This is a genomic window from Afifella sp. YEN Y35 (assembly GCF_047553465.1).
Classification (GTDB): domain Bacteria; phylum Pseudomonadota; class Alphaproteobacteria; order Rhizobiales; family Afifellaceae; genus Afifella; species Afifella aestuarii.
The window spans coordinates 4,053,282-4,076,723 of record NZ_CP180203.1 but is presented as its reverse complement, the minus strand read 5'-3'; the positions used below and the strand labels follow the sequence as shown (position 1 = coordinate 4,076,723).

Sequence of the window (23,442 nt, the reverse complement as noted above, 5' to 3'; positions counted from 1 at the left end):
CATGATAGGCTTGACGCAAGCCAGGACGTGACGAAAGTTAGACAGGCGGGGTCGAAAGCTCTGCTCCAAGACAATCCACGAGTGCTCAGGATGCGGCCGCTCCGCGGCGCCTCCCGGTGTCGACTCTTCTGATGACAGGCAATCCCGATGGCCACAGGCAACATCCCCGTCGTATCCACCGCCGAAGGCGGTTTGTCTCGTTATCTCGACGAGATCCGCAAATTCCCCATGCTCGAGCCGCAAGAGGAATATATCCTCGCCAAGCGCTATCAGGAGCATGACGACCGCGATGCCGCGCATCGTCTGGTGACGAGCCATCTGCGCCTCGTCGCCAAGATCGCCATGGGCTATCGCGGCTATGGCCTGCCGATCGGCGAGGTCATTTCGGAAGGCAATGTCGGCCTGATGCAGGCCGTCAAGCGCTTCGATCCGGACAAGGGCTTCCGTCTCGCCACCTATGCGATGTGGTGGATCCGCGCCGCGATCCAGGAATATATCCTGCGCTCCTGGTCGCTCGTGAAAATGGGCACGACGGCCAATCAGAAGCGGCTCTTCTTCAACCTGCGCAAGGCCAAGAGCCAGATTTCGGCGCTGGAAGAAGGCGACCTGAAGCCCGAGCAGGTGGCGACGATCGCCAAGCGACTCAACGTGAGCGAGGAGGAGGTCATCTCCATGAACCGGCGGCTGTCCGGCGATGCCTCGCTCAACGCGCCGATCCGCGCCAATGAGGGCGAAGGCGGCGAATGGCAGGACTGGCTGTCCGACGATGAGACGGAGAGTCAGGAGACGAACCTCATCGCCCAGGACGAGCTCGAGCAGCGCCGCGCCATGCTGAAGGACGCGATCGAGGTGCTCGACGAACGCGAACGGCGGATCTTCGAGGCGCGTCGTCTCTCCGACGAGCCGCTGACGCTGGAAGAGCTCTCGGGCGAGTTCGGCGTCTCGCGCGAGCGTGTGCGCCAGCTCGAGGTCCGGGCCTTCGAAAAGGTGCAGAAGGCGATGATCCGCGCCTCCAAGGAACGGGATCGCGGCGCCCAGCAGCGCCTCCTCGCCGACGCCTGAGGCGGCGCACCCTCCCGAGACGAAACAGAGAAATCTGTCCCTCAAGGGATGGGACGCTCTAGCCGCCCCGCAACCGCCGCAGGGCCCGTCCGTCCATGACGACGAGCCCTGCGCCGATCATGGCCATGCCGGCGAACTGCCCCGCCGACAGGCTTTCTCCGAGAAGCACGACGCCGAGCGTCACCGCGCTCACCGGCACGAGAAGCGTGACGAGCATCGCGTTCGTGCCGCCGGCGCGCGCCAGAATCCTGAAAAACAGCACATAAGCTAAGGACGTGGACAGAAGTGCCAGGCCGAGGATCGAAAGGATCGCGGCCATGCCCGGCATTGCCGTCGCGAAGGGCCGGTCGATGAGGAATGCGACCGGAACCATCAAAAGGGTCGATGCGGAAAGCTGCATCGCCGCCGCAACGACGGGATCGGTCGCCCGAAATCCCTTTCCGACGACCGCCGAAAACCCATAAGACGTCGCCGCGGCAAGCATCGCCAGAACGGCCAGAAAATCGGCCGTCAGCCCGCGCAGGGCCGGCAGGCCGATCATCACGGCAACACCCAGAAAACCGAGAACGACGCCCGTGACCTTGTTCGTCGTCATCTTCTCGTCGGCCGTCAGAACATGCGCGATGAGAACGGTGAAGATCGGCGTCGTCGCGTTGAGGATGGAGGCCGCGCCCGCACCGATTTCGACGGTCGCGAAGGTGATCAGCGAAAACGGCACGGCGTTGTTGAGAAAACCCATCAAAAGCGCGCGCAGATAAATCCCACCCCGGCTCGGCAGGCGCCGCCCCGAAGCGAGGATGACGATCCAGAGTGCCGCAGCCGCGATGCCGACGCGCAAGAGCACGAGCGTGAAGACCGGCACCTCCGCGCCCGCGACGCGCATGAACAGGAACGAGCCGCCCCAGAGGAGCGACAGAAGGACGAGAAGCGTCAGGCTGCCGAGATCGAGAGAGGCCTCGACTGGCGCGGTGCGTGCAGATGTGGGGAGGGTTTTGGCGTCCATGTGACGAGCCCTAAGAGAGGCTTCTCTCCGGCTCCACCCGATTCTTGAGGCGCTGCCTCCGGCTCGCCAGGAAGACGCCGCCGAGAATGCACACGCCGCCGAAAGCGTGGGCGTAGGTGAAGGTCTCGCCAAGGGCGAAGACAGCGAGAATGGCACCGAAGAACGGCACCAGATGGAAGAAGGGTCCCGCCCTGTTCGGACCGATGAGATCGACGCCCCGGTTGAAGCAGATATAGGCGAGCACCGAGGGAAAGACGGCGACGTAGAAGAGGGCCGCAAGGCTCGCCGCATTGATGTCGATATGGCCACCGCGCAACAGATCGAGCGCGCTTGCCGGCAGGAGCATGATGGCGCCCCACCCGATGGTGATCGCCAGAAAGCTCAGCCAGTGAAGAGGCGGCCGCCGCTTCAAAAGCGCGGAATAGGTGGCATAGATGACGACGTCGATCAGCATGATCACGTCGCCCGGATTGAGCCGCAGATGCGCCAGCACCTGCAATTGCCCGCGCGAGACGATGACCACGACCCCGATGAGGGAGACGACGATGCCGGCAAGCTGGCCGAAGGTGAGCCGCTCGCGGAAGAGCATGAAAACGACGAAGGCGATGGCAAGCGGCGTCGTCGCCTGCAGAAGCACGACATTGAGCGCCGTCGTATATTCGAGAGCCCAGTAGAGAAGCGTGTTGAAGAGCGTGATGCCGCACAAAGCCATCAGCGTCAGCACGCCGAGATGACGCTGGATCACCGGCCAGTCGGCGCGCAGCGCCTTCATGGCGAAAGGCAGGATCAACAGCGCAGCCCCACCCCAGCGCAGCTGCGCGAAAAGGATCGGTGAGAAATCATCGATCACCGCCCGCGCGACCACCGCATTGCCGGCCCAGAAGAGCGAGGTCAGCGTCAAGAGCAGATAGGGTTGATCGAAAAGCCAACGAAAAGGGGCAAAGAGGACACGCATTTCCCCGCCTCTATCCCTCTGCGGCAAATTTGTCACCCACCGGGACCATGGATGAGGCCGCAAACGCGATCGTGCGGCGACCGTGAGACGGCTTGCAAGCCTCGGCCGGAGAGTTATGGTGGGCGTTTCCGAGGGGTGTGCGGACAAACCGCGCTGAGATGGCCGTGATGGCGGCCGGACCCTTTGAACCTGATCCGGGTCATGCCGGCGAAGGGACGGGCCTCAGTCTCTCCAGCACGCATGATCTCTGCCATGAAAGGGGCGCGTGCTGGCCATTCTCGCAATCCGTCTCGCAATCGCGATCGCACTCCTCGCCGTCTGGGAAGGCCTCGTGCGCGCAACCGGCGTGCCGCGCTTCATCCTGCCGGCGCCGAGCGATCTCGTGACGGCTTTCTCCGCCCTCCCCTTCTATTATCTCGGCAACGCCGCCGTCACCGCGACGGAGATCGTGGTCGGCCTCGTCGTCGGAGCGCTGGTCGGCGCATTGACGGCGATCCTGGTCGTTGCCTCTCCCGCACTTGAAAGGCTCGCCATGCCGATCCTGGCGGCGAGCCAGGCACTCCCGGTCTTCGCCATCGCGCCGCTTCTCGTCATCTGGTTTGGCTTCGGCATGGCGTCCAAAGTCGTGATGGCCGGGCTCATCATCTATTTTCCGGTGGCCACTGCGTTTGCCGACGGTCTGAAGCGCACCGATCCGGGCCTTCTCGATCTCGCAAGGCTCAACCGCGCCTCCAGGCGCGACACCTTCCGCTACATCCGCATTCCTGCGGCCCTGCCCGCCCTTGCCTCCGGGCTCAGGGTCGCCGCCGCGATCGCGCCGATCGGCGCCGTCGTCGGCGAATGGGTCGGCGCCTCCGCCGGCCTCGGCTTCGTCATGCTGCAGGCCAATGCCCGCATGCAGACCGACCGCGTCTTCGTCGGCCTCTTCCTGCTCGCCGCGATGGCGATCCTGCTGCGCGCCCTGATCGATCTCTTCCTGCGCCGCCTCCTCGGCTGGGTGCCGGGAGAAGCGAGCATCGCCTGAGACGATCTCCGAAACTCCGACATGATCCGAAAAGAGAGGAAATGACCATGCTCGACCGCCTGCGCCTGATGCTTCTGGCGCTCATCTTGACCGCCTCCCCAGCGGCGGCCGCGGACCACCTGACCGTGCTGCTCGATTGGTTCGTGAACCCCGACCACGCGCCGCTCGTCGTCGCGCAGGAAAAGGGCTATTTCGCCGAGGAAGACCTCGATGTGGAAATGATCCCGCCGGCCGACCCGAGCGCTCCACCCCGCCTCGTTGCGGCGGGCGAAGGCGATGTCGCCATTTCCTACCAGCCCAATCTCTATCTTCAGGTGGCCGAAGGATTGCCGCTGGCGCGCTTCGGAACGCTCGTCGAAACGCCGCTCAACTCGCTCGTGGTTTTGGAAGGCAGCGATGTGACGACGCTCGCCGACCTCAAGGGGAAGACGGTCGGCTTCTCGGTTGGAGGCTTCGAGGATGTGCTTCTGAAGATGATGCTCGGAGAAAGCGGCGTGACCCTCGACGACGTCGATCTCGTCAACGTCAACTTCGCACTCTCACCGGCCCTTCTCGCAGGACGCGTCGATGCCGTCATCGGCGCATTCCGCAATGTCGAGCTCAATCAGCTCGACATCGAAGGCAAGCCCGGCCGGGCCTTCTATCCCGAGGAGCACGGCGTGCCGCCCTATGACGAGCTCATCTTCATCGCACGCTCCGACAAGCTCGGCGACGACAGGCTGCCGCGCTTCCTGAAGGCGATCGAGCGCGCCACGCTCTACCTCACCAACCATCCCGAGGAAGCCCTCGAGATCTTCACGAAAGCGCATCCCGATCTCGGCGACGAGCTCAACCGCCGCGCGTTCATGGATACGGTCGCCCGCTTTTCGAAAAGCCCTGGCGCCTTCGACGCCGGCCGCTATCAGCGGTTCGCGGAATTCATGAAGGATCAGGGACTGATCGAGACGGTACCGGAGCTGGAAAGCTACGCCCAGGCCGTTCGGTAAGGGCCCGTTCGGTGAAAGCCAGTTCGGTGAAAGTTAGCCAGGCTGGGGCGATCAGGAATCGCCCCAGCTCTGCATCACATTCTCAAACACCTTGTCGCCCGGAATACCCTTCTCGAAGGTGATCAGGGCCCGCTTGCCGCCCTCAAACAGGATCGGCAGGTCGAACCAGGAACCGCTGCGCAGAAGCTCCAGATTCCGCTCCACCTGATCGGGCGTGTCGGAGAGCGCGATCCAGTAGAGGTCACCGGTCACGTCGACGGCAGCGCCTGCGAGCGGCTGTCCGCGCGCCTGCTCGTTCGGCTTCATCACCAAGGCCGGAACACGCTGCACGACTGCGGTGTCGTCGAGCGTACCGGAGAAGGCGATCTCGATGAGATGGCTCGCCGGCAGGGCAACGTCGTTGTTCTTGGAAATGGTGATCGTGACCTCGGCCTCACGCTCCGGCACGTCGATCTTCGCCTGGATGGCAGAGCCTCCGTCGTCGCGCTTGACCGTCGACCACGACACGGCGCCGTTCACCGCCTTGCCGGCGGCACCGTCTTCGCCCTGCTCGTAGAAGATCGCCCTTTGCCCGACAAGCGAACCGCTCGTGGCCTGTCCCGCGGCATTCCCGTTGGAGGGCGCCGTCTCGGAGAGCTCGTCCGGCGTGCCCGGCTGCGTCTCGTCGGCCGGCAGACCAGCGCCATCTGATTCGCCCGTGTCGTCCGGCAGACCTTCATCGCTGGGCGCACCGTCGAGAGGCGCATCCATCGGCTCTTCCTGGCTCGTGGAAGGTCCGGCATCGGGCGTCTCGGCTTCCGGCCCGGTGAGGAGACGATCCTCGTCCTTGCCTTCCACGCGTTCGCCCTGGCTCTCGATGAGGCCCGTCAAAGGCGACGAGGACGTGTTGTCCTCGGCGTTCCCCGGGGCCGTGCCCTGTGCCGTCTCGTCGGAGGAAACCTGGCCGGAGATATCGTCATACGCGGTGACGATCGTATCCCATTGCGAATAGACGACCGCTCCGATGCCGAGCGCGATCAACAGAACCAGGACGGTCGCGATCAGCGCCGGCGCGCGCGATGTCCGCACCTTCTCCGAACCATCGTCATGGCGCGGTGCCGCGACGGCCTCGTCTCTGGCCTCGCCCTTGGCCTTCTTTTCCTTTTTCCACCGCGACTTGCGGGCAGAAGGCGTTTCGTCCTCGACACCGGCGCCCTCGATCCGGGCATCCTGCGGGTAATCGTCTTTGCCCTCGGACGTCACATTCGGCACGGGCGCGCCGGCGGGGCCGGCCCCGGCCGCAGCATCCGGCCGCTTCGGCTCCCGGCTCCCGGCGAAATCGCCGCCAGCAGCACCGCCCCCAACAGAGCCGCTTCCCCGAAGGTCGCGCTCCCCATATTGGGGCACGGCCCGGGCGTGCGCCGGTTCCGCCCGAGGCGCCTCTTTTGCAGGAGGCGGGGGAGGAGGAGGCGGGGGAGGAGGAGGTGGTGGTGGCGGAGGGGGTGGAGGCGGCGGTGGTGCCGGCTCCTCGTCGGGCTCCTGGACACCGGCACTCTCGGCCGCGAAATCTTCCTCCACAACGGCAATCGCATCTTCGAGCGCCGCATGATGCCCTTCGATATCTTCGGGGGGCAGCGGAGGCTCCACGGCGGTGAGCTGGCGCGCCAACGCAGAGCGGGCGCGGTCGTAGACCGCCTGGCGCATGTCCGGCCCGTCATCGGGAAGACTGGCGATGGAGCGTTTTAGGATCGCTACGTAATCGGGCATAACGCTTGAAGAACTGTGTAACCGTGGATTAACGGCAAGGCTTAGTCCTGAAATGGGTCACGGACAAGGATCGTATCGGCTCGTTCCGGACTCGTCGACAGAAGAGCGACCGGAGCTTCGATGAGTTCTTCGATGCGCCGGACGTATTTCACCGCCTGGGCGGGAAGATCGACCCAACTTCGTGCGCCGGCTGTCGATTCCTGCCAGCCTTCGAGGCTCTCGTAGATCGGCTTCAACCGCGCCTGGGCCGCAGCGCCCGCCGGCAGCCAGGACACGCGGCGGCCATCCACCTCGTAGCCCACGCAGACTTTGATCTCGTTCAGGCCGTCGAGCACGTCGAGCTTCGTCAAGGCGATGCCGTCGATGCCGGAGACCTTGACCGTCTGGCGCACGAGCGCCGCATCGAACCAGCCGCAACGCCGCTTGCGGCCCGTGACGGTCCCGAATTCGCGGCCGCGCTCGCCGAGGAAGTTGCCGATCTCGCCTTTGTCTTCGGTCGGGAACGGCCCCTCCCCGACCCGGGTCGTGTAGGCCTTTGTGATTCCGAGCACGTAGTCGAGCGCCGAAGGCCCGATGCCGGACCCGGCCGAGGCCTGTCCCGCCACCGTGTTCGAGGAGGTGACATAAGGATAGGTGCCGTGATCGATGTCGAGGAGCGCGCCCTGCGCCCCCTCGAAGAGAATGCGATCGCCCGCCTTGCGCCGCGCATCGAGCAGCGCCCACACGGTATCGCAGAACGGGATGACCCGTTCGCGCACGTCCTCGAGCTCGGCGAGAATGTCTTCGCGCGACACTTCCGGCTCCCCGAGGCCTTTCAGAAGCGCGTTGTGGTGGACGAGAAGCCGATCGATCTTGGCTGGCAGCGTCTCGGGTTCGGCAAGATCCATGACCCGGATCGAGCGCCGGCCGACCTTGTCCTCATAGGCTGGCCCGATGCCACGCTGCGTCGTGCCGATCTTCGCCTCGGGCGCGGCGGCATTCTCCCTGAGCCCGTCGAGACGACGGTGCAGCGACAGGATGAGGGCGGCATTGTCGGCGATGCGGAGCGTCTCGGGCGTCACGGTCACGCCCTGCTCGGCGAGGCGGTCGATTTCCGCAATCAAGGCGTGCGGGTCGAGCACCACGCCGTTGCCGATGACGGCGAGCTTGCCCGGTCGCACCACTCCGGAGGGCAACAGGCTCAGCTTGAACGACACGCCATCGATGACGAGCGTATGACCGGCATTGTGGCCGCCTTGAAAACGCACCACCACATCGGCGCGCTCCGACAGCCAGTCGACGATCTTGCCCTTACCTTCGTCGCCCCATTGCGAGCCGACAACCACCACATTGGCCATGACACGAGGCCTTTCTGCGTCCAGCGTCTTTCAGGAATTCCTACCGCGAGTGCCCTGCTTTGGCCCCTTCCGTCAAGCGTTGCAGCGGATGGCGGCCCTGTCTGAGGTGCAGGGCATGGCGGTGAGCGCCGCCCGCGCCGGAGGCCGACGGGCAGCAAAAGAGCCGGACCCCGCATTGCGGCGCCGGCTCTCGGATGATGGCGGCCGGTCAGGCCGGCCGCCGATCGGGCATCGAAGCGCGTCAGAAGACGAGCGGCTTCACCTGCTGCACGTTCTCGATCCGGTTGATCGCCTCCATCAGCTCCGTCGAGATCGCGTGGTCGACCGACACGAGGGCGATCGCGTTGCCGCCCTCGAAGTCGCGGCCGAACTGCATGCGGGCGATGTTGATGCCGTTCTCACCGAGAAGCGTGCCGATTCGGCCGATGAAGCCCGGCTTGTCGTTGTTGGTGATGTAGAGCATCAACTCCGACAGCTCCGCCTCCATATTGATGCCCTTGATCTGGATGATGCGGGGCTTGCCGTCGGCGAAGACCGTCCCGGCGACGGAGCGTTCCTGCTTGTCGGTCACGACGGTGAGACGGATATAGGTTTCGTAGGCGCCGTGCTGTTCGCGGCGCGTCTCTTCCACCTGAATGCCGCGTTCCTTGGCGGCGGCCGGCGCGGAGACCATGTTGACGGACTGCAGGAGCGGCTGCAGGAAGCCCGTCAGCGCGGCCGAGGTCAGCGCCTTGGTGTTCATCTCTGCGACCGTGCCCTCATATTCGATGCGGACCCGGCGCACGCCCGTCTCCGTCAGCTGACCGGCAAACGAGCCGAGCTGTTCGGCGAGCTTGACGAAGGGCGTGAGCCGCGGCGCCTCTTCGGCCGAAATCGACGGCATGTTGAGGGCGTTCGTCACCGCCCCGGTCGTCAGGTAATCGGCCATCTGCTCGGCGACCTGCAGGGCCACATTCTCCTGCGCTTCCATCGTGGAAGCTCCAAGATGCGGCGTGCAGACGACATTGGGCGCACCGAAAAGCACGTTTTCCTTCGCCGGCTCCTGGGCGAAGACGTCGACGCCCGCAGCCGCCACCTTGCCGCTGTCGAGCGCATCGCGCAGCGCCTGCTCGTCGATAAGCCCGCCGCGGGCGCAATTGATGATGCGCACGCCGTCGCGCATCTTGGCGATCGCATCGGCATTGATGACGTTGCGCGTCCGGTCGGTCAGCGGGGTGTGCAACGTGATGAAATCGGCACGCCGGAACAGCTCGTCGAGCTCGACCTTTTCGACACCGAGATCGGCCGCCCGGTCTTCCGACAGGAACGGATCATAGGCGACCACGCGCATGGAAAGCCCGAGCGCACGGCGCGCCACGACGGAACCGATATTGCCGCAACCGATGATGCCGAGCGTCTTGCCGGTGATCTCGACACCCATGAACTTCGACTTTTCCCATTTGCCGGCCTGGGTCGAAGCATCGGCCTTCGGGATCTGGCGGGCGCAGGCGAACATCATGGCGATCGCATGCTCGGCCGTGGTGATGGAATTGCCGAAAGGCGTGTTCATCACGATGATGCCCTTGGCCGTCGCCGCCGGGATGTCGACATTGTCGACGCCGATGCCGGCCCGGCCGATGACCCGCAGCTTGTTGGCGGCGGCGATCACCTTGTCGGTCACCTTGGTGGCGGAGCGGATGGCGAGACCGTCATACTCGCCGATGGCGGCGATCAGCGCATCCTTGTCCTTGCCGAGGGCGGGCTGAAAATCGACGTCCACTCCGCGGTCGCGAAAGATGGCGACGGCGGTTTCGGAAAGGGCGTCGGAAATGAGTACGCGGGGTTTGCTCATGGCGAAAATCCTCGTCGAGGCCTGCAGCGGTGGTCGTGTCGCCACGCCGGAGGCCGGTCAATTCGTGAAAGATCGGGAAGCGCCCGCGGGCGCTTGTCCCGCAGGCGAAGAAAAGGTCAGGCGGCTTTCTTGAGCGCGCTCTTTTCCGTGGCGAAGGCCCAGTCGAGCCAGGGCGTCAGCTTTTCCAGATCGGCCTTTTCGACCGTGCCGCCGCACCAGATTCGGAGGCCGGCCGGCGCATCGCGATAGGCGCCGATGTCGAAGGCGACGCCTTCCTTGTCGAGACGCGCAGTCAGCGCCTTGGCAAAGGCGGCCTGCTCGGCCTCGGAAAGCGCCTTCACCTCGTCGTCGACGATGACGAGGCAGACGGAGGTGTTGGAGCGGATCGCCGGTTCATGCGCCAGGAAATCGACCCAGGGGGTCTTCGCCACCCAGTCGGAAATGACGGCAAAATTCGCATCGGCGCGCCCGACGAGGCCGTTGAGGCCGCCGACGGAGCGGGCCCAGGCGAGCCCGTCGAGATAATCTTCCACGGCCAGCATCGAGGGCGTGTTGATCGTCGCGCCTTCGAAGATCTCGGCATTGAGTTTGCCGCCCTTCACCATGCGGAAGATCTTCGGCATCGGCCAGGCGGGCGTATAGCTCTCGAGCCGTTCCACCGCGCGCGGCGACAGGATCAGCATGCCGTGCTGCGCCTCGCCGCCCAGGACCTTCTGCCAGGAGAAAGTGACCACATCGAGCTTGTCGAACGGCAGCTTCTGCGCAAAGGCGGCGGAGGTGGCATCGCAGATCGTCAGCCCCTTGCGGTCGGCCGGGATCCATTCGCCATCGGGCACGCGCACGCCAGAGGTGGTGCCGTTCCAGGTGAAGACCACATCGCGGGTGAAATCGACCTCTCCGAGGTCGACGAGCGCGCCATACTCGGCCTTGAGCGTGCGCGTATCTTCGAGTTTCAGCTGTTTGACGACGTCCGTCACCCAGCCGGAGCCGAAGCTCTCCCAGGCAAGAACGTCGACGCCACGGGCGCCGAGCATCGACCACAGCGCCATTTCCACGGCGCCGGTATCGGAGGCGGGCACGATGCCGATTTTGTAGTCGGCGGGAACGCCGAGAATGTCGCGGGTTTCCTCGATCGCCTGCTTCAACTTGGCCTTGCCGCCCTTGGAGCGGTGCGAACGGCCGAGGAAGGCGTCGGAAAGTGCATCAAGCGTCCAACCGGGGCGCTTGGCAGTCGGTCCAGAAGAAAAGCGGGGATTGGCCGGGCGCTCTGCCGGCTGCGAAATCATCGTCATGTCAGTCTACCCTTTCAGATAGGCGCTCCGCGTTGGGGCGGAGTGTCCCGCCGCCGCCTTTACAGAAATGGGGGTGACAACGCAACTGACTTATTGTGGGGCGCCGGAGAGCAGCCATGTCTGTTGCGCGCTTGCCTCAATATAGAGAATGCGTTTTCAGAAGAGTGTCGTCGGGGAAGCGTCGATCCGACCCTTTCGGGGGTGGCAGAGACGCGGGTTGGGGAAGATGTGATGTCGGGCGCTGTGACGCTCCTGCTTTATTCGGCCGCCACATTGGCGTGCGGCGCTGCGGTGGCGGAACTGCATGATCCCGTCAGCTGGAAATGGCGCAGGCCGCCCCTCGCAGAGCGGCTCGCCGCAATCGTCCTGATCGTGTTTTTTCTGGTTCTTCTGGCGAGCCTGCTTGCAAAACTGGCGCTCGCCTTCGGCCTTTTGGGGCTTCTCGCCCCGGCCATTGTCTTCTTTGCGATTTCGCCGCTCGTCGCGCTGCAGGTGCCGCTTCACGCGATCGAGACATGGTCGGTCGTGCGCGCCTGTTCAGCCGTCGCCGGCCTGTCGACGCTCGCTGCATGGCGCCTGGCCGCGCTCTTCTCTCCGAGCCGGCTGCCGCCCTCCCCGGGCTGAACGAGCCCTGCGCGTCACGGCCTCTGCCGCACGGCATGAGAAAAGAGCCGCTGAACGCGAAACAGGCCGGCAAAGCCGACCCGTTCCAGGAGCAGAGCCAGAGAGAGGCTCAGGACTGGAGCTTCAGTACTTAACGACGGCGGGCTCGCCATAATACATCGGATCGGGCTCCGCGGCCGGCCCCCCGAAGGTGTAGCGCACGCCGAGCTTCACATCGTGGGAATCGATGTCCTTGAACTTGATCGGGTTCACGTTGTCGTTGTTGTCGTCGTAACCGACCATGTCGCCCGATTCCGCGTCACCGAGATTGACGTAGCGATAGCCGAGGTCGAGCGCGAGATTGGGTGTGACCTGATAGGCGACACCGGCATGCAGCGCCCAGGCGAGGTTCCACTCGCTGTGATCGCGGCCGTACGACACGTAGCCGTTCGGCGTGTTGATGTCGCGCATGCCGCTGATCGTGTTGCGCGAGGCGCCGATGCCCGCGCCGACATAGGGCGAGAAGCCGTGCCAGCTGCCGAGATCGACATAGGCGTTGGCCAGGAACAGCCATTCCGACTTCATCGCCTCGTATTCGTTCGAGCCGATGAAAGCCGGATCTGCGCCGACATAGGTGTCGAATGCGGAGAAGCTCGTCTTGCCGCGATATTCGCCGGTCAGGTCCACACGGGCCCAGGGATTGATCTGATAGCCGATACCGACGCCGGCGAAGCCGCCGCTGTCGAATTCCGGATCGTTGACGAAGCTGACGGTGTCGCCGTTCGCGATCGCCTGATCGATGAGGCTGCTCGTGATCTTGTCGACCCGCTGATTGGTGATGCCGATGTCACCGCGCAGATACCAGCCGCTGAAGGAAGGCGCGGCCGGCGGCAGCGGCTCTGGCTCGACGATCGGCGGAAGCGGAAGATCGGCAGCAAAAACTGCCGGTGCCGCGGTCAAGGCCGTCACGCTGGCAGCAAGCGCAAGAGTGGCGCGTTTCAACATAGTGGTCCTCGTCTTTTGCGGCGCGTCCGGCAGCCCGAAATCACCCACTGATGCTGACAAGGTTTAGCCGCAATCACTTAAGAAGGGCTTAACTATGAAGATTAACCACGCCTCTAAACCTTAACGAAAGCCTACCGGCAGCCGCGAGTTCAGCAACGTGTTGGACCCTTTCACCACGCCATGGCCGTCCGAACCGAACGCCCGGCGAGTGCTGCTTTCTTTAGAATAGATCCAGAACATAGTGTTTGATTTTGCTCCGGCCTTCTGGTTCGTTCGCAAGGTCGCGACACCCGTCGCAACGTCCTTTGATGTCAGGGCCTTGAACCCTTTCGATTGGAGGAAATGAATGAGATTTTTCTGCGCGACCGCAGCGGATCAGGCGCATCCGCCCCTCCTTCACGCAGCCGGTTCGGCCCAAGGCCCAGAACCGTTCCGTGCGCCGCGTCTGCCGACGCATCTCCAAGCGACACACCTCTCTCTCCGCGAACAGGAATAGCCCATGCACGAATGTCCTTTCGCCGGGGCCTGCGGCTATCTCAAGCGCCCTCCGGAAGCCCTCGTGGTCAACGGCTTCAGGCTGTGGGTCGCCGGCTATCAGACGGGCGACATCGAGCATTGGAGCGAGGCCTGGAATCTCTTCTCCGAGAAATTCGGTCACGGCCCGGCACGCCATTCCGTCACCCAGCTTGCCCATTGGGTGCGCTCCGTCTTCCTCTGGCGCACGGACCCGATCCAGTGCTTCAGCTCAGGCTGCCCCCATATCTGCCGCGACGAATGTCTCGCCGTGGCGATGATCGCCGCCTGTCAGCATCGAGACGGCTCCTGCCTCGATTATTGTCTGGAGCGCTTCTGCGGCTTTGCCGATCATCGCGAACCGCTCGAGGCGGCGCTCGGCTTCGCGTCGGCGCTCGAGTCACACGGCCAGCGGCTGATGTCGGTGCCGTGCGAGGTGGTTCGGGGTCTGATCGAGCCACCGGAATCTGAGCCGCAGATCGCCCGCACCTACCATTGAGCCTTTCGACGAGGCGAGCGAACAGAGCTCCAAATGTTGATTCGCATTCTGGTCGCGATCGCACTGACGCTGGCATCGGTCGCCGGCTACGCCCATGCCAGTTTCCACCATCTCTCCCTGCCGACCATGATCAGCCTCGACGCCTGGATCGAAAGCGCCGAGGCGCCGGCATGCCGCGCATCGGGCGGGGCGGACAGCACCGCCGCCTGCCGGCAAGAGAGTGCCGGTGACGAGCGAACCAGTCCCGGGCGAGCCACTCACAGGTGACAGCCGATTCGAGGGCTCAGACGAGCTCGGTCCCGAGGCCTTCGGGATCCTGAGTGCCGGCGGGCTGTGTGCCGGCGTCTTGCGCCAGATCTCCTTCCGCCCGCAGCCTTGAGCTTTCCCCATGCCGTCGCCGCTTCGCCCGGTAAAGCGACCGGTCGGCGGCCGCGAACAGTTCTTCGAACGTCCGTCCATCATCGGGCGATGTCGCATGGCCGATGCTGACGGTCACCGGCCGGCCGAGCGGCGGCAATTGCAGCGCCGCGACCCGGCGCATCAGGCGATCGCCGAGCGACGTCGCCTCCCAGCGGTCGAGATCGTTGCAACAGATGACGAACTCGTCGCCGCCATAGCGCACCAGCACGTCCTCCTTGCGCAGAACGCCCTGCATCGTCGCGGCCATCTCTTTGAGAACGGAATCGCCGCACGCATGGCCGAAATCGTCGTTGATCGCCTTGAACTCGTCGATGTCGACGATGAGCACGCTGAACGGCCGCCCCGCCTCGGGGGTGCAATTGAGCGCATCCTTGCCTTCGCCCGGAAGCCGGCTGCGATCGAAAACGCCGGTCAGCTCGTCGCGTCCGACCCGCTTCAGAAGATCCTCGTATTTTTCTCGATATGTGAGGATATCGAAAATGTCGGAGATCCGCTTCTGCCGCGGCGCCACCAGCGGCGGGCGCTCCAGATGGCGCAGATAAAACCAGGCTAGCACGCCGTAGATGCAGGCCGTCACCATCTTGGCGAGCCAGCCGCCCACCAGAACGTCGATCGGCGCATCGAGAAGCGCCCAGAGCGCCGAATAGAAGCCGATCTGATCGATGGTGAGGATCACCATGGCGCTGACCGCGATGCGCAGGCCAATGCTCTGGCGCATGATCCGGCCGAGCCGCTCGTAAAGCAGGATGATGAGGATGCTGTCGACGAACAGAAGCACCGTTCCCCACACCATCAGCCAGCCCATGTCGTTCATGAAGCTGAAATCCGGCAATTGCCCCGTCGCCGGCGCGACGATGTGATGGCGCGCCAGGAAGACGAGAGCGACGGTCAGGAAATTGCCGATGAGGAGCCCGTAGATCGGCTGGCGAACGGTGGAGGCGTCTTCGCGGATGTAGACGAGGAGAAGGAGTACGAGCTTGCCGGCGAAGAGAACGGTCGAGCCCGGTGAAATTGCAGTCCCCTCCGCGAAAGGCACGTAGAGGATCGCCGCCAGATAGGTTTCCAGGAAATGCATGGCGCCGAGGGCGCAGAAGAAGATGCCGATCCCCAGCCGATGACGAAGCCTGAAGAGACCGGCCATGACCGCGAAATAGACGGTCAGCTCCAAAAACAGCAAAAGGACGTTCATCACATCCATGAGGCGATCCCTCAATGGTGCCGCCCTCCCCTGGTGCCGACCGCTTCACACATGCGGCGCGATTTCCAGGAAGGGGGAACGGCGTCACTTCGACTTTATGGAGCCCATAAATCCGATGTGCGGGATCAAACCAAGTGAAAAACTTGATTAAAAGACGAGCAATCTCTCCACAGAGCCGCCGCCTTCAGCCGCCGACCGTCAACTTCGTCAGACAATAAAAAACGGCCGCAGCATGCGCTGCGGCCGTTGGAAAACCGAAATCCCTCGGACCCTAGCCGAGCGACTTGACGATCGCTTCCGTCATTTTCTTGGCATCGCCGAACAGCATCATCGTCTTGTCGAGGAAGAAGAGCTCGTTCTGAATGCCGGCATAGCCCGACGACATGGAGCGTTTGACGAAGAGCACCGTGCCCGCCTTGTCGACGTCGAGGATCGGCATGCCGTAGATCGGCGATTGCGGATCGTCGCGCGCGGCCGGGTTGGTGACGTCGTTGGCGCCGATGACATAGGCGACATCGGCCTGGCTGAACTCGGAGTTGATATCTTCGAGCTCGAAGACCTCGTCATAGGGCACGTTCGCTTCGGCCAGCAGCACGTTCATATGCCCCGGCATGCGGCCGGCGACCGGATGGATGGCGTATTTCACTTCCACGCCCTCCTTCTTCAAAGCCGCCGCCATTTCGTGAAGCGCGTGCTGCGCCTGCGCCACCGCCATGCCGTAACCCGGCACGATGATGACCTTGGAGGCGTTCTTCATCAGGAAGGCCGCATCTTCCGCCGAGCCCTGCTTGACCGGACGATCGTCGGCACCGCCGCTCGCAGCCGTGGTCTCGCCGCCGAAACCACCGAGGATGACGGAGATGAAGGAGCGGTTCATGCCCTTACACATGATGTAGGACAGGATCGCACCCGACGAACCGACGAGGGCGCCCGTGATGATGAGCGCTGTGTTGCCGAGCGTAAAGCCGATGCCGGCGGCCGCCCACCCCGAATAGGAGTTCAGCATCGACACGACGACGGGCATGTCCGCCCCGCCGATCGGGACGATGATCAGAACACCCAGCGCCAGGCTGACGATGGTAATCAGCCAGAAAGCCGTGTGGCTCTCGCTGGCCGCAAAGATGATGATGCACAGAAGCAGGAAGACGCCGAGGCCGATATTCACCTGATGGCGCATCGGCAGCAGGATCGGCTTACCGCTCATACGTCCGTCGAGCTTCAAAAACGCAATGATCGAACCAGTGAAGGTGATCGCGCCGATCGCCACGCCGAGCGACATCTCGACGAGGCTCGCTCCGTGGATCGATCCGACATCGCCGATGCCGAAGGCCTGCGGCGCATAAAGCGCGGCTGCGGCCACCAGAACGGCGGCGAGGCCGACGAGCGAATGGAACGCGGCCACCAGCTGCGGCATCGCCGTCATGGCGATGCGCTTGGCGATCACCGCGCCGGCGCCACCGCCGATGGCGATCGCCAGGATGATGAGACCCCAGGATCCGAAGCTGGCCGGCGGATGCCCGATCAGCGTGGTGAGCACGGCAATGACCATGCCGGCCATGCCGAACTGGTTGCCCTGGCGGCTGGTTTCCGGGTGTGAAAGACCGCGCAGTGCCAGAATGAAAAGGACACCCGCAATCAGATAAAGAAAGGCTGTGACGCTGGCAGACATCAGGCGCGCACTCCCTCAGCGGCGGCGCCTGCCGCCCGAGCCTTGGAAAACTGGCTCATTTTACCGCTCTTTCCGCTTGTACATGGACAGCATGCGCTGCGTGACGAGAAAGCCGCCGAAAATGTTGACGCTCGCCAGCATCACCGCAAAGAAACCGAACCAGCGCGCTGTGCTGGAACCGTCCGCGACGAGGTCGACGCCGACCGCGAGAAGCGCGCCGACGACGATGACCGACGAGATCGCATTGGTCACGGACATGAGCGGCGTATGCAGCGCCGGCGTCACCGACCAGACGACGTAATAGCCGACGAAGATCGCCAGCACGAAAATCGAGAAGCGGAAGACGAACGGGTCGATCATGCCACCGCTCGCGGCATGCGCGAGCTGACCCACGGCCTCCCCGTCTCCCAGCGCATTGAGCGCCTGCGAGGCGGCTTCCCGCGCCGCCTCCGCGGCCGACTGCGCCTGTTCGACAGCCTGCCTTACTGTTTCTTCAGCCATCGGCTATCCCCTATTTCTCGTTCGGCGCGTTCGCCGGCTCGCCACCAAACTGCGGGTGCACGACGGCCCCGCCATGGGTGAGCAGCGTCGCCGCCACGATCTGGTCTTCACGGTTGATGGAAAGGGCCTTCGTCTCCTTGTCGACCATCGGCTCGACGAAGGCGTAGATGTTGCGGGCGAGAAGCGCCGAAGCGGATGCTGCGATCTGGCCCGCCATATTGACGATGCCGATGAGCGTGACGTTGTCCTTCACGACCTGCTTGTCGGCTTCCACGCCCTCGACATTGCCGCCGCGTTCCACGGCGAGATCGACGATGACGGAACCGTCCTTCATCGACTTCACCATCTCCGCATCGACGAGCTTCGGGGCCGGACGGCCAGGAATGAGCGCCGTGGTGATGACGATGTCCTGCTTGGCGATGTGCTCGCGCACCAGCTCCGCCTGCTTGGCGCGGTATTCCGCCGACATTTCCTTGGCGTAGCCGCCGGCCGTCTCCGCCGCCTTGAACTCTTCGTCCTCGACCGCGATGAACTTGCCCCCGAGGGACTCCACCTGCTCCTTGGCGGCCGGGCGCACATCCGTCGCCGTGACGACGGCGCCGAGGCGCTTGGCGGTCGCGATCGCCTGCAGGCCGGCAACGCCAGCCCCCATCACGAAGACGCGGGCGGCCGGAACCGTGCCCGCAGCCGTCATCATCATCGGCAAGGCGCGCCCATAGGCTTCCGAAGCCTCGATGACGGCACGATAGCCCGCAAGGTTCGCCTGCGAGGAGAGAACGTCCATCGACTGGGCGCGGGTGATGCGCGGAATGAGCTCGAGCGCGAAGCCGGAAAGCTTCGCCGCGGCCATCTTCTTCAGTGCCTCCTCATGGCCGTAAGGGTCCATGAGGGCGACCACGGCCGCGCCTTCCGGAAAGCCGGAAAAATCGTCCGGACGGCGAACGGTGAGGACGACATCGGCACCTTGAAGGGCCGCCTGCCGGGTCTGGGCGATGTCCGCGCCCGCCTCGGCGAAGACCTCGTCGGCAAGCGAAGAGCCTGCCCCGGCCCCACTCTCCACGACGACATCGGCGCCGAGAGACTTGAATTTCTTGATCGATTCGGGAGTTGCCGCGACACGCGGCTCGTCGTCCCGCGGTTCCTTAAGAACTGCAATGCGCATAATGATTTAGCTCAGGCCACTGCGAAGAGGAAGAAGACGAAAGTAATCCCGAGGACGACCGCGGAGGGTCCCCATCTGCTCTGCCTGAAAAGGCCGTAGAACAGCGTGCCAAGCGTCAGCGCGAGCGCGATAGACCCGAGCCACAGGGCGCCCCCGAGGCCGAATATAGCGACGATCAGGACGATCGTGACGACATGTATGATGCCCAAGATGAGGAGCGACAGAAATCTGTCGTACGTCTTCTCATGGTGCTCGTAATCCATTGCGGAACCTGTCGACGCCATCACCTGTTCAGCCATGCGCTACTGCCCTTGCATCATTTGGCGGGATATATCGCCGGCCTTACCACGCCATCTTAGACAAGGGCAACGCCGGGTAAACCTCCAAATGCCGCAGGGGCCGGAAGAGAGCTGAAAAGAAACGCAAAGACGGCGCCACTTGGGCGCCGTCTTGAGTAAAGATCAGGCGTTGCGTCCCAGACGCGGTTCTCAGACGCGGTGCAGCGTGAAGGACGCGCCCGGCTGACGGCAGGTCATGCTGCTCGAGCCTGCAAGCGTGCAGGTGGCCGCGCGCTGCTGCTTCGTGGCGATGGAGTACCAGCTGATCTCGACCGTCTGCGGACCGGCCATATTGTAGCTGCCGGAGGCGAGCTGGGCGCCCGTCTTGGCGTCTTCGGTGGTCATGGAGCCGTTCGAGAAGGTCGAGACGAAGACCCGGTCGCTGGACATCCAGCGCCCCTCGACAGGCGATGAAATCTCTCGTCCCCCGATGCCCGTTTGACAGCCGGCCAGAAAGGCCGCGGAAAGAAGGACGGCAGCGGTAACGTAACGGGTTTGCAAATTGAGCCTCCAGCAGTTCATTGCTGCTTTAATGCCCTTGCCGCGAATTTGATCCCGCAGATTCAACGACAAGATTCGCGGCTCGAAGCGCCGCCGCCTGGTTGCGGGTGACCGTGTCGACGGAAAATCCGTCGATTTCCTCGTTGAAGAGACGGTGGAAATTCATCTCCGCACGCAGATGCAGGAAGACCCCGCCGAGACCGATCGCCGCACGGTCCATGAAGACGAATTCGCGCGGCACGGTGACCGGCCCTTTCTCCTTGAGAGCCATATGCACGCGGTAGGCCTCGCCACGCCCGTACTGTGCCGGCGAGATGCCGTCGGCGATCGCCCGCGTCCGATCGTCGAGAAGCGGCCCATAGATGAAGCGCGCCCAGATGTTGAGGATATCGATGAGCTCGTTGGAAAGCCCGCGAAAGCCCCAGGTCTCGTACGCGCTGACGATACGCTCGCGGTCGTCGCTCTGCAGCCCGCGATAGAGCTCGATCACGCCTTCCACGAAATGCGGCGGGAAGATGCGCACGCAGCCATAGTCGAGGAGATTGATGCCGGCGGGGCGCCCCTCCTCCTCAAAGACCGTGTAATTGCCGAGATGCGGATCGCCGTGGATGATCGCCTGATGGCTGAAAGGCTGCCACCACGCCTTGAACATGGAGGCGGCGAGATGATTGCGCTCCTCCAGTGAATGGTCACGGTAGTCGAGGAGCTTCTTACCCTCGAGCCAGGTCATGGTGAGAAGCCGGCGGGTGGAGAGCTCAGGCCGCAATTTCGGCACGCGCACCCGCGGCTCGTCGGCAAGGACCGCGTCGTAGAGAGCCATATGCTTGGCCTCGCGCTCGTAATCGAGCTCTTCGCGCACCCGCGCGGCGATCTCTTCGGCCATCTCGCGCGTATCGATCGCCGTATCCATCCGCCGGTGCAGCGAGAACAGAACGGAAAGCTGTCCGAGATCGGCTTCGACCGCGCTCGCCATCTCCGGATATTGCAGTTTGCAGGCAAGCTTCGTCCCGTCGTGATCGACGGCACGGTGCACCTGGCCGAGCGAGGCGGCGGCGGCCGGCTGATGCTCGAACTCCTTGAAGCGGCTTTGCCAGCCCGCCCCGAGCTCCGCCGTCATGCGCCGCTTGACGAACGCCCAGCCCATCGGCGGCGCGTCGGACTGAAGCTGCGTGAGTTCGGCGGCATATTCCGGCGGCAGCACGTCGGGGATCGTGGCCATGAGCTGGGCCACCTTCATGATCGGACCTTTGAGCCCGCCCAGCGCCTGCGCCAGCTCCTGCGCGTTGCGGCTCGGATCGATCTCGCGACCCAATGCACGCGAACCAACCATGCGCGCCGCGATGCCACCCATTCCCGCACCCACACGCGCATATCGCGTCATACGGCCGGTAAAACGGTTGCGTTCATCGTCACGAGGCGGATCAACAGGCATCGAGATAACCTTCACGTCATACGGCAAGCGGGATCGTCGTATGCGCTAGATAGGGTGCCTGAGGCTGACCTTCATCCGCCAATCGCACATCGCCAGGCTGAAACTTCTCCGGCACAGCGACGAGAAAGTGCAGGCGCTCTTCGGCGGGCGGGCCGCCACGCCAAGGCTGCCCCGCAGAGGCACTCCGGAGCGCTTTGCAAAACGGATCGCCAAAAAGGAAAAGGGCCGCCAGATTGGCGGCCCTCCGCGAGAAGCGGGCAATTTGCCCAGAATTTACTCGTTCACGAAAGCGACAGAGGTTGCTCCACCGTCCCGAGACCGATCAGGCAAATACCCCATCCATTCTCACTCGACACTGGATCACCTCCTTTCAAGCTGTTTCGACCGATTCTGAGTTTCTTCATCAAGCGACCGCTTGGCAAGCGCAAAATTTGCAGGGTCAGCAAATTTTCTAGGCCCGATGAAAAAGCGCTCATACGCGCTGTTTGCTGCAGCTCATGCTGCCTGCACCCTCTCTAATTCGTCGATCAGCCCTTCGACAACCGAAAGGCCCTGCATCCAGAAGGCGGGATCGGACGCATCGAGCCCGAAGGGGGCCAGAAGCTCTTTGTGGCGCTTGGTGCCGCCGGCTTTCAGCATGTCGAAATAGCGGTCCTGGAAACCGGTCTCGGCATCGCGATAGACGGCATAGAGCGAGTTCACCAGGCAATCGCCGAAGGCATAAGCGTAGACGTAGAAGGGTGAATGCACGAAATGCGGGATATAGGCCCAGAACACCTCATAGCCTTCGCCGAGCCGGATCGAGGGTCCGAGGCTCTCCTTCTGCACCTCCATCCAAATCTCTCCGATCGCCTCCGCCGGCAATTCGCCGTCGCGGCGCGCCGTGTGGACGCGGCGCTCGAACTGATAGAAGGCGATCTGGCGCACGACCGTGTTGAGCATGTCCTCCACCTTGCCGGCGAGAAGGATTTTCCGCTCCTTCGGCGTCGCGGCATTGTCGAGCATGGAGCGGAAGGTCAGCATCTCACCGAAAACGCTCGCCGTTTCCGCCAAGGTCAGCGGCGTCTGCGCCATCAAAAGCCCCTGCTCCCCAGCGAGGACCTGATGCACGCCATGCCCGAGCTCATGGGCGAGCGTCATCACATCCCGTGCCTTGCCCTGATAATTGAGGAGCACATAGGGATGCGCGCTCGGCACCGTCGGATGCGCAAAGGCGCCTGGCGCCTTGCCCGAACGCGTCGGCGCATCGATCCAGCTCTTATCGAAGAAGCGCCCGGCAATCTCCGCCATGCGCGGATCGAAACTGCCATAGGCGGAAAGCACCGTCTCTTTCGCTTCCTGCCAGTCGATCGTCCGCTTCAACGTCTCCGGAAGAGGCGCATTGCGGTCCCAATGGTCGAGCTTGTCCTTGCCGAGCCATTTCGCCTTCATCGCGTAATAGCGGTGCGACAGCTTCGGATAGGAGGTCGCCACGGCCTGCACCAGCGCATCGACCACCTCCGGCTCCACCCGGTTGGCGAGATGGCGCGCCGAAGCCACATCCGTGAAGCCGCGCCAGCTGTCGGAGATCGCCTTGTCCTTCGCAAGCACATTGGTGATCAGGGAGAACGTGCGGAGATTCTCACGAAACGTGTCGGCAAGCGCGGTTGCGGCGGCCTTGCGCTGCGCCTCGTCATGGTCGGTCAGAAGATTGAGCGTCGGCTCCAGGGTGAGATCCTTCCCGTTCACCTTGAAGCGGAGCGCCGCCATCGTCTCGTTGAAGAGCCGGTTCCAGGCGCCCCGGCCTGTCAGCGACTTCTCATGGAAAAGCCGCTCGATCTCATCTGAAAGCTGATACGGGCGCTCTTCGCGCAGATCGTCGAGCCACGGCTTCCAATGCGCAAGCTCCGGGCTCGCCATGGCCTTGTCGAGCACCGCATCGTCGATCCGGTTGAGCTCCAGCGGGAAGAACAAGAGCTTGGTCGAAACCCCGGTCAGCTTGTCCTGCAGATCGCCATTGAATTTTGCCCGCTTAGGGTCGCTCGTATCGCCGGCATAGACGAGCCCCGCATAGCTCATCAGCCGACCGATGATCTCTTCGATCGCCTGAAATTCCTCGATCACCCCGGCAAGGCGGCCGCCGCCTTCGGGACTTTGCGCGATCTCGGCGAGCTTGCCTTTATATGCGCCCTCGAAAGCCGTCGCCTTTTCGTCGACCTTGGCGATGTCGGCGGCCACTTCCGGCGCATCCATCGACGGGTAGAGGTCGGACAGATCCCATTCCGGCAGGGCGCCGAGGCCCTCGTCTGCGACCTGCGCACCCTCCTTCGTCACATCGAAGCCAGGCTGGAACTGCAGCAAACTCTGCTCGGTGCGCATCAATAAC

General features: G+C 63.7%; 21 protein-coding genes and 1 riboswitch. Of the genes, 6 read left to right on the top strand and 15 right to left on the bottom strand.

Translation table 11 applies throughout. The annotated features are described in order from the left end of the window. Nucleotides 1-147: 147 nt before the first annotated feature. On the top strand, nucleotides 148-1,062 hold the full coding sequence (gene rpoH / locus ACK8CP_RS19430; RefSeq protein ID WP_234628971.1) for an RNA polymerase sigma factor RpoH: 915 nt from the start codon (nucleotides 148-150) through the stop codon (nucleotides 1,060-1,062). Nucleotides 1,063-1,120: 58 nt separating this feature from the next. On the opposite strand, the gene ACK8CP_RS19425 is transcribed toward rpoH, so the two are convergent. Then, complete coding sequence (locus tag ACK8CP_RS19425; RefSeq protein ID WP_414832899.1) at nucleotides 1,121-2,065, bottom strand: DMT family transporter; 945 nt, start codon at nucleotides 2,063-2,065, stop codon at nucleotides 1,121-1,123. Between the two features lie 10 nt (nucleotides 2,066-2,075). Continuing rightward, on the bottom strand, nucleotides 2,076-3,020 hold the full coding sequence (locus ACK8CP_RS19420; RefSeq protein ID WP_414832898.1) for a DMT family transporter: 945 nt from the start codon (nucleotides 3,018-3,020) through the stop codon (nucleotides 2,076-2,078). Nucleotides 3,021-3,141: 121 nt separating this feature from the next. Further along, nucleotides 3,142-3,253, top strand: a riboswitch (TPP riboswitch). Nucleotides 3,254-3,285: 32 nt separating this feature from the next. On the opposite strand from ACK8CP_RS19420, the gene ACK8CP_RS19415 reads away from it, so the two are divergent. Continuing rightward, the gene (locus ACK8CP_RS19415; protein ID WP_414832897.1) at nucleotides 3,286-4,044 is read left to right on the top strand and encodes an ABC transporter permease; all 759 of its coding nucleotides are present in this window, start codon (nucleotides 3,286-3,288) and stop codon (nucleotides 4,042-4,044) included. 47 nt (nucleotides 4,045-4,091) lie between these two features. Then, nucleotides 4,092-5,030 (top strand): ABC transporter substrate-binding protein, encoded by a 939-nt coding sequence (locus tag ACK8CP_RS19410; protein ID WP_414834304.1) that lies wholly within the window; start codon nucleotides 4,092-4,094, stop codon nucleotides 5,028-5,030. Between the two features lie 51 nt (nucleotides 5,031-5,081). Here the strand turns inward: ACK8CP_RS19410 and ACK8CP_RS19405 are convergent, their stop codons facing one another. From ACK8CP_RS19405 to ACK8CP_RS19390, 4 genes are all read right to left on the bottom strand, one after another. Next, complete coding sequence (locus ACK8CP_RS19405; protein WP_414832896.1) at nucleotides 5,082-6,776, bottom strand: hypothetical protein; 1,695 nt, start codon at nucleotides 6,774-6,776, stop codon at nucleotides 5,082-5,084. Between the two features lie 41 nt (nucleotides 6,777-6,817). Then, complete coding sequence (locus tag ACK8CP_RS19400) at nucleotides 6,818-8,113, bottom strand: adenylosuccinate synthase (RefSeq protein ID WP_234628976.1); 1,296 nt, start codon at nucleotides 8,111-8,113, stop codon at nucleotides 6,818-6,820. Nucleotides 8,114-8,354: 241 nt separating this feature from the next. Then, nucleotides 8,355-9,944 carry a phosphoglycerate dehydrogenase gene (gene serA, locus ACK8CP_RS19395; RefSeq protein WP_414832895.1) on the bottom strand — a complete coding sequence of 530 codons (1,590 nt, stop codon included), beginning with the start codon at nucleotides 9,942-9,944 and terminating at the stop codon, nucleotides 8,355-8,357. Nucleotides 9,945-10,060: 116 nt separating this feature from the next. Next, on the bottom strand, nucleotides 10,061-11,236 hold the full coding sequence (locus tag ACK8CP_RS19390) for a phosphoserine transaminase (RefSeq protein WP_414832894.1): 1,176 nt from the start codon (nucleotides 11,234-11,236) through the stop codon (nucleotides 10,061-10,063). 231 nt (nucleotides 11,237-11,467) lie between these two features. Between ACK8CP_RS19390 and ACK8CP_RS19385 the strand changes: the two genes are divergently transcribed. Next, nucleotides 11,468-11,860 carry a hypothetical protein gene (locus tag ACK8CP_RS19385; RefSeq protein WP_414832893.1) on the top strand — a complete coding sequence of 131 codons (393 nt, stop codon included), beginning with the start codon at nucleotides 11,468-11,470 and terminating at the stop codon, nucleotides 11,858-11,860. 123 nt (nucleotides 11,861-11,983) lie between these two features. On the opposite strand, the gene ACK8CP_RS19380 is transcribed toward ACK8CP_RS19385, so the two are convergent. Continuing rightward, entirely contained in the window at nucleotides 11,984-12,844 is an 861-nt protein-coding gene (locus tag ACK8CP_RS19380; protein WP_414832892.1) for an outer membrane protein, read from the bottom strand. Nucleotides 12,845-13,343: 499 nt separating this feature from the next. Between ACK8CP_RS19380 and ACK8CP_RS19375 the strand changes: the two genes are divergently transcribed. Next, nucleotides 13,344-13,856: a hypothetical protein gene (locus ACK8CP_RS19375; RefSeq protein WP_414832891.1), complete on the top strand. Its 513-nt coding sequence runs from the start codon at nucleotides 13,344-13,346 to the stop codon at nucleotides 13,854-13,856. Nucleotides 13,857-13,889: 33 nt separating this feature from the next. Then, nucleotides 13,890-14,123 (top strand): hypothetical protein, encoded by a 234-nt coding sequence (locus ACK8CP_RS19370; protein WP_414832890.1) that lies wholly within the window; start codon nucleotides 13,890-13,892, stop codon nucleotides 14,121-14,123. Between the two features lie 16 nt (nucleotides 14,124-14,139). Here the strand turns inward: ACK8CP_RS19370 and ACK8CP_RS19365 are convergent, their stop codons facing one another. From ACK8CP_RS19365 to ACK8CP_RS19330, 8 genes are all read right to left on the bottom strand, one after another. Beyond that, complete coding sequence (locus tag ACK8CP_RS19365; RefSeq protein WP_414832889.1) at nucleotides 14,140-15,474, bottom strand: GGDEF domain-containing protein; 1,335 nt, start codon at nucleotides 15,472-15,474, stop codon at nucleotides 14,140-14,142. A 271-nt stretch (nucleotides 15,475-15,745) separates the two neighbouring features. Further along, a complete protein-coding gene (locus tag ACK8CP_RS19360; RefSeq protein WP_414832888.1) occupies nucleotides 15,746-17,143 on the bottom strand; it encodes an NAD(P)(+) transhydrogenase (Re/Si-specific) subunit beta in 1,398 nt (465 codons plus the stop codon). 60 nt (nucleotides 17,144-17,203) lie between these two features. After that, nucleotides 17,204-17,644 carry an NAD(P) transhydrogenase subunit alpha gene (locus ACK8CP_RS19355; RefSeq protein WP_092815675.1) on the bottom strand — a complete coding sequence of 147 codons (441 nt, stop codon included), beginning with the start codon at nucleotides 17,642-17,644 and terminating at the stop codon, nucleotides 17,204-17,206. Between the two features lie 10 nt (nucleotides 17,645-17,654). Beyond that, on the bottom strand, nucleotides 17,655-18,806 hold the full coding sequence (locus tag ACK8CP_RS19350; RefSeq protein ID WP_414832887.1) for a Re/Si-specific NAD(P)(+) transhydrogenase subunit alpha: 1,152 nt from the start codon (nucleotides 18,804-18,806) through the stop codon (nucleotides 17,655-17,657). Between the two features lie 11 nt (nucleotides 18,807-18,817). Then, on the bottom strand, nucleotides 18,818-19,105 hold the full coding sequence (locus ACK8CP_RS19345) for an aa3-type cytochrome c oxidase subunit IV (protein WP_414832886.1): 288 nt from the start codon (nucleotides 19,103-19,105) through the stop codon (nucleotides 18,818-18,820). A 189-nt stretch (nucleotides 19,106-19,294) separates the two neighbouring features. Continuing rightward, nucleotides 19,295-19,534 carry a hypothetical protein gene (locus tag ACK8CP_RS19340; protein WP_234628986.1) on the bottom strand — a complete coding sequence of 80 codons (240 nt, stop codon included), beginning with the start codon at nucleotides 19,532-19,534 and terminating at the stop codon, nucleotides 19,295-19,297. A gap of 139 nt (nucleotides 19,535-19,673) precedes the next feature. Continuing rightward, nucleotides 19,674-21,077, bottom strand: a complete 1,404-nt coding sequence (locus tag ACK8CP_RS19335) for an ABC1 kinase family protein (RefSeq protein ID WP_414832885.1) — start codon at nucleotides 21,075-21,077, stop codon at nucleotides 19,674-19,676. Nucleotides 21,078-21,572: 495 nt separating this feature from the next. Further along, nucleotides 21,573-23,435, bottom strand: coding sequence for a M3 family oligoendopeptidase (locus ACK8CP_RS19330; protein WP_414832884.1), 1,863 nt, complete (start codon nucleotides 23,433-23,435; stop codon nucleotides 21,573-21,575). Between the last annotated feature and the right edge of the window lie 7 nt (nucleotides 23,436-23,442).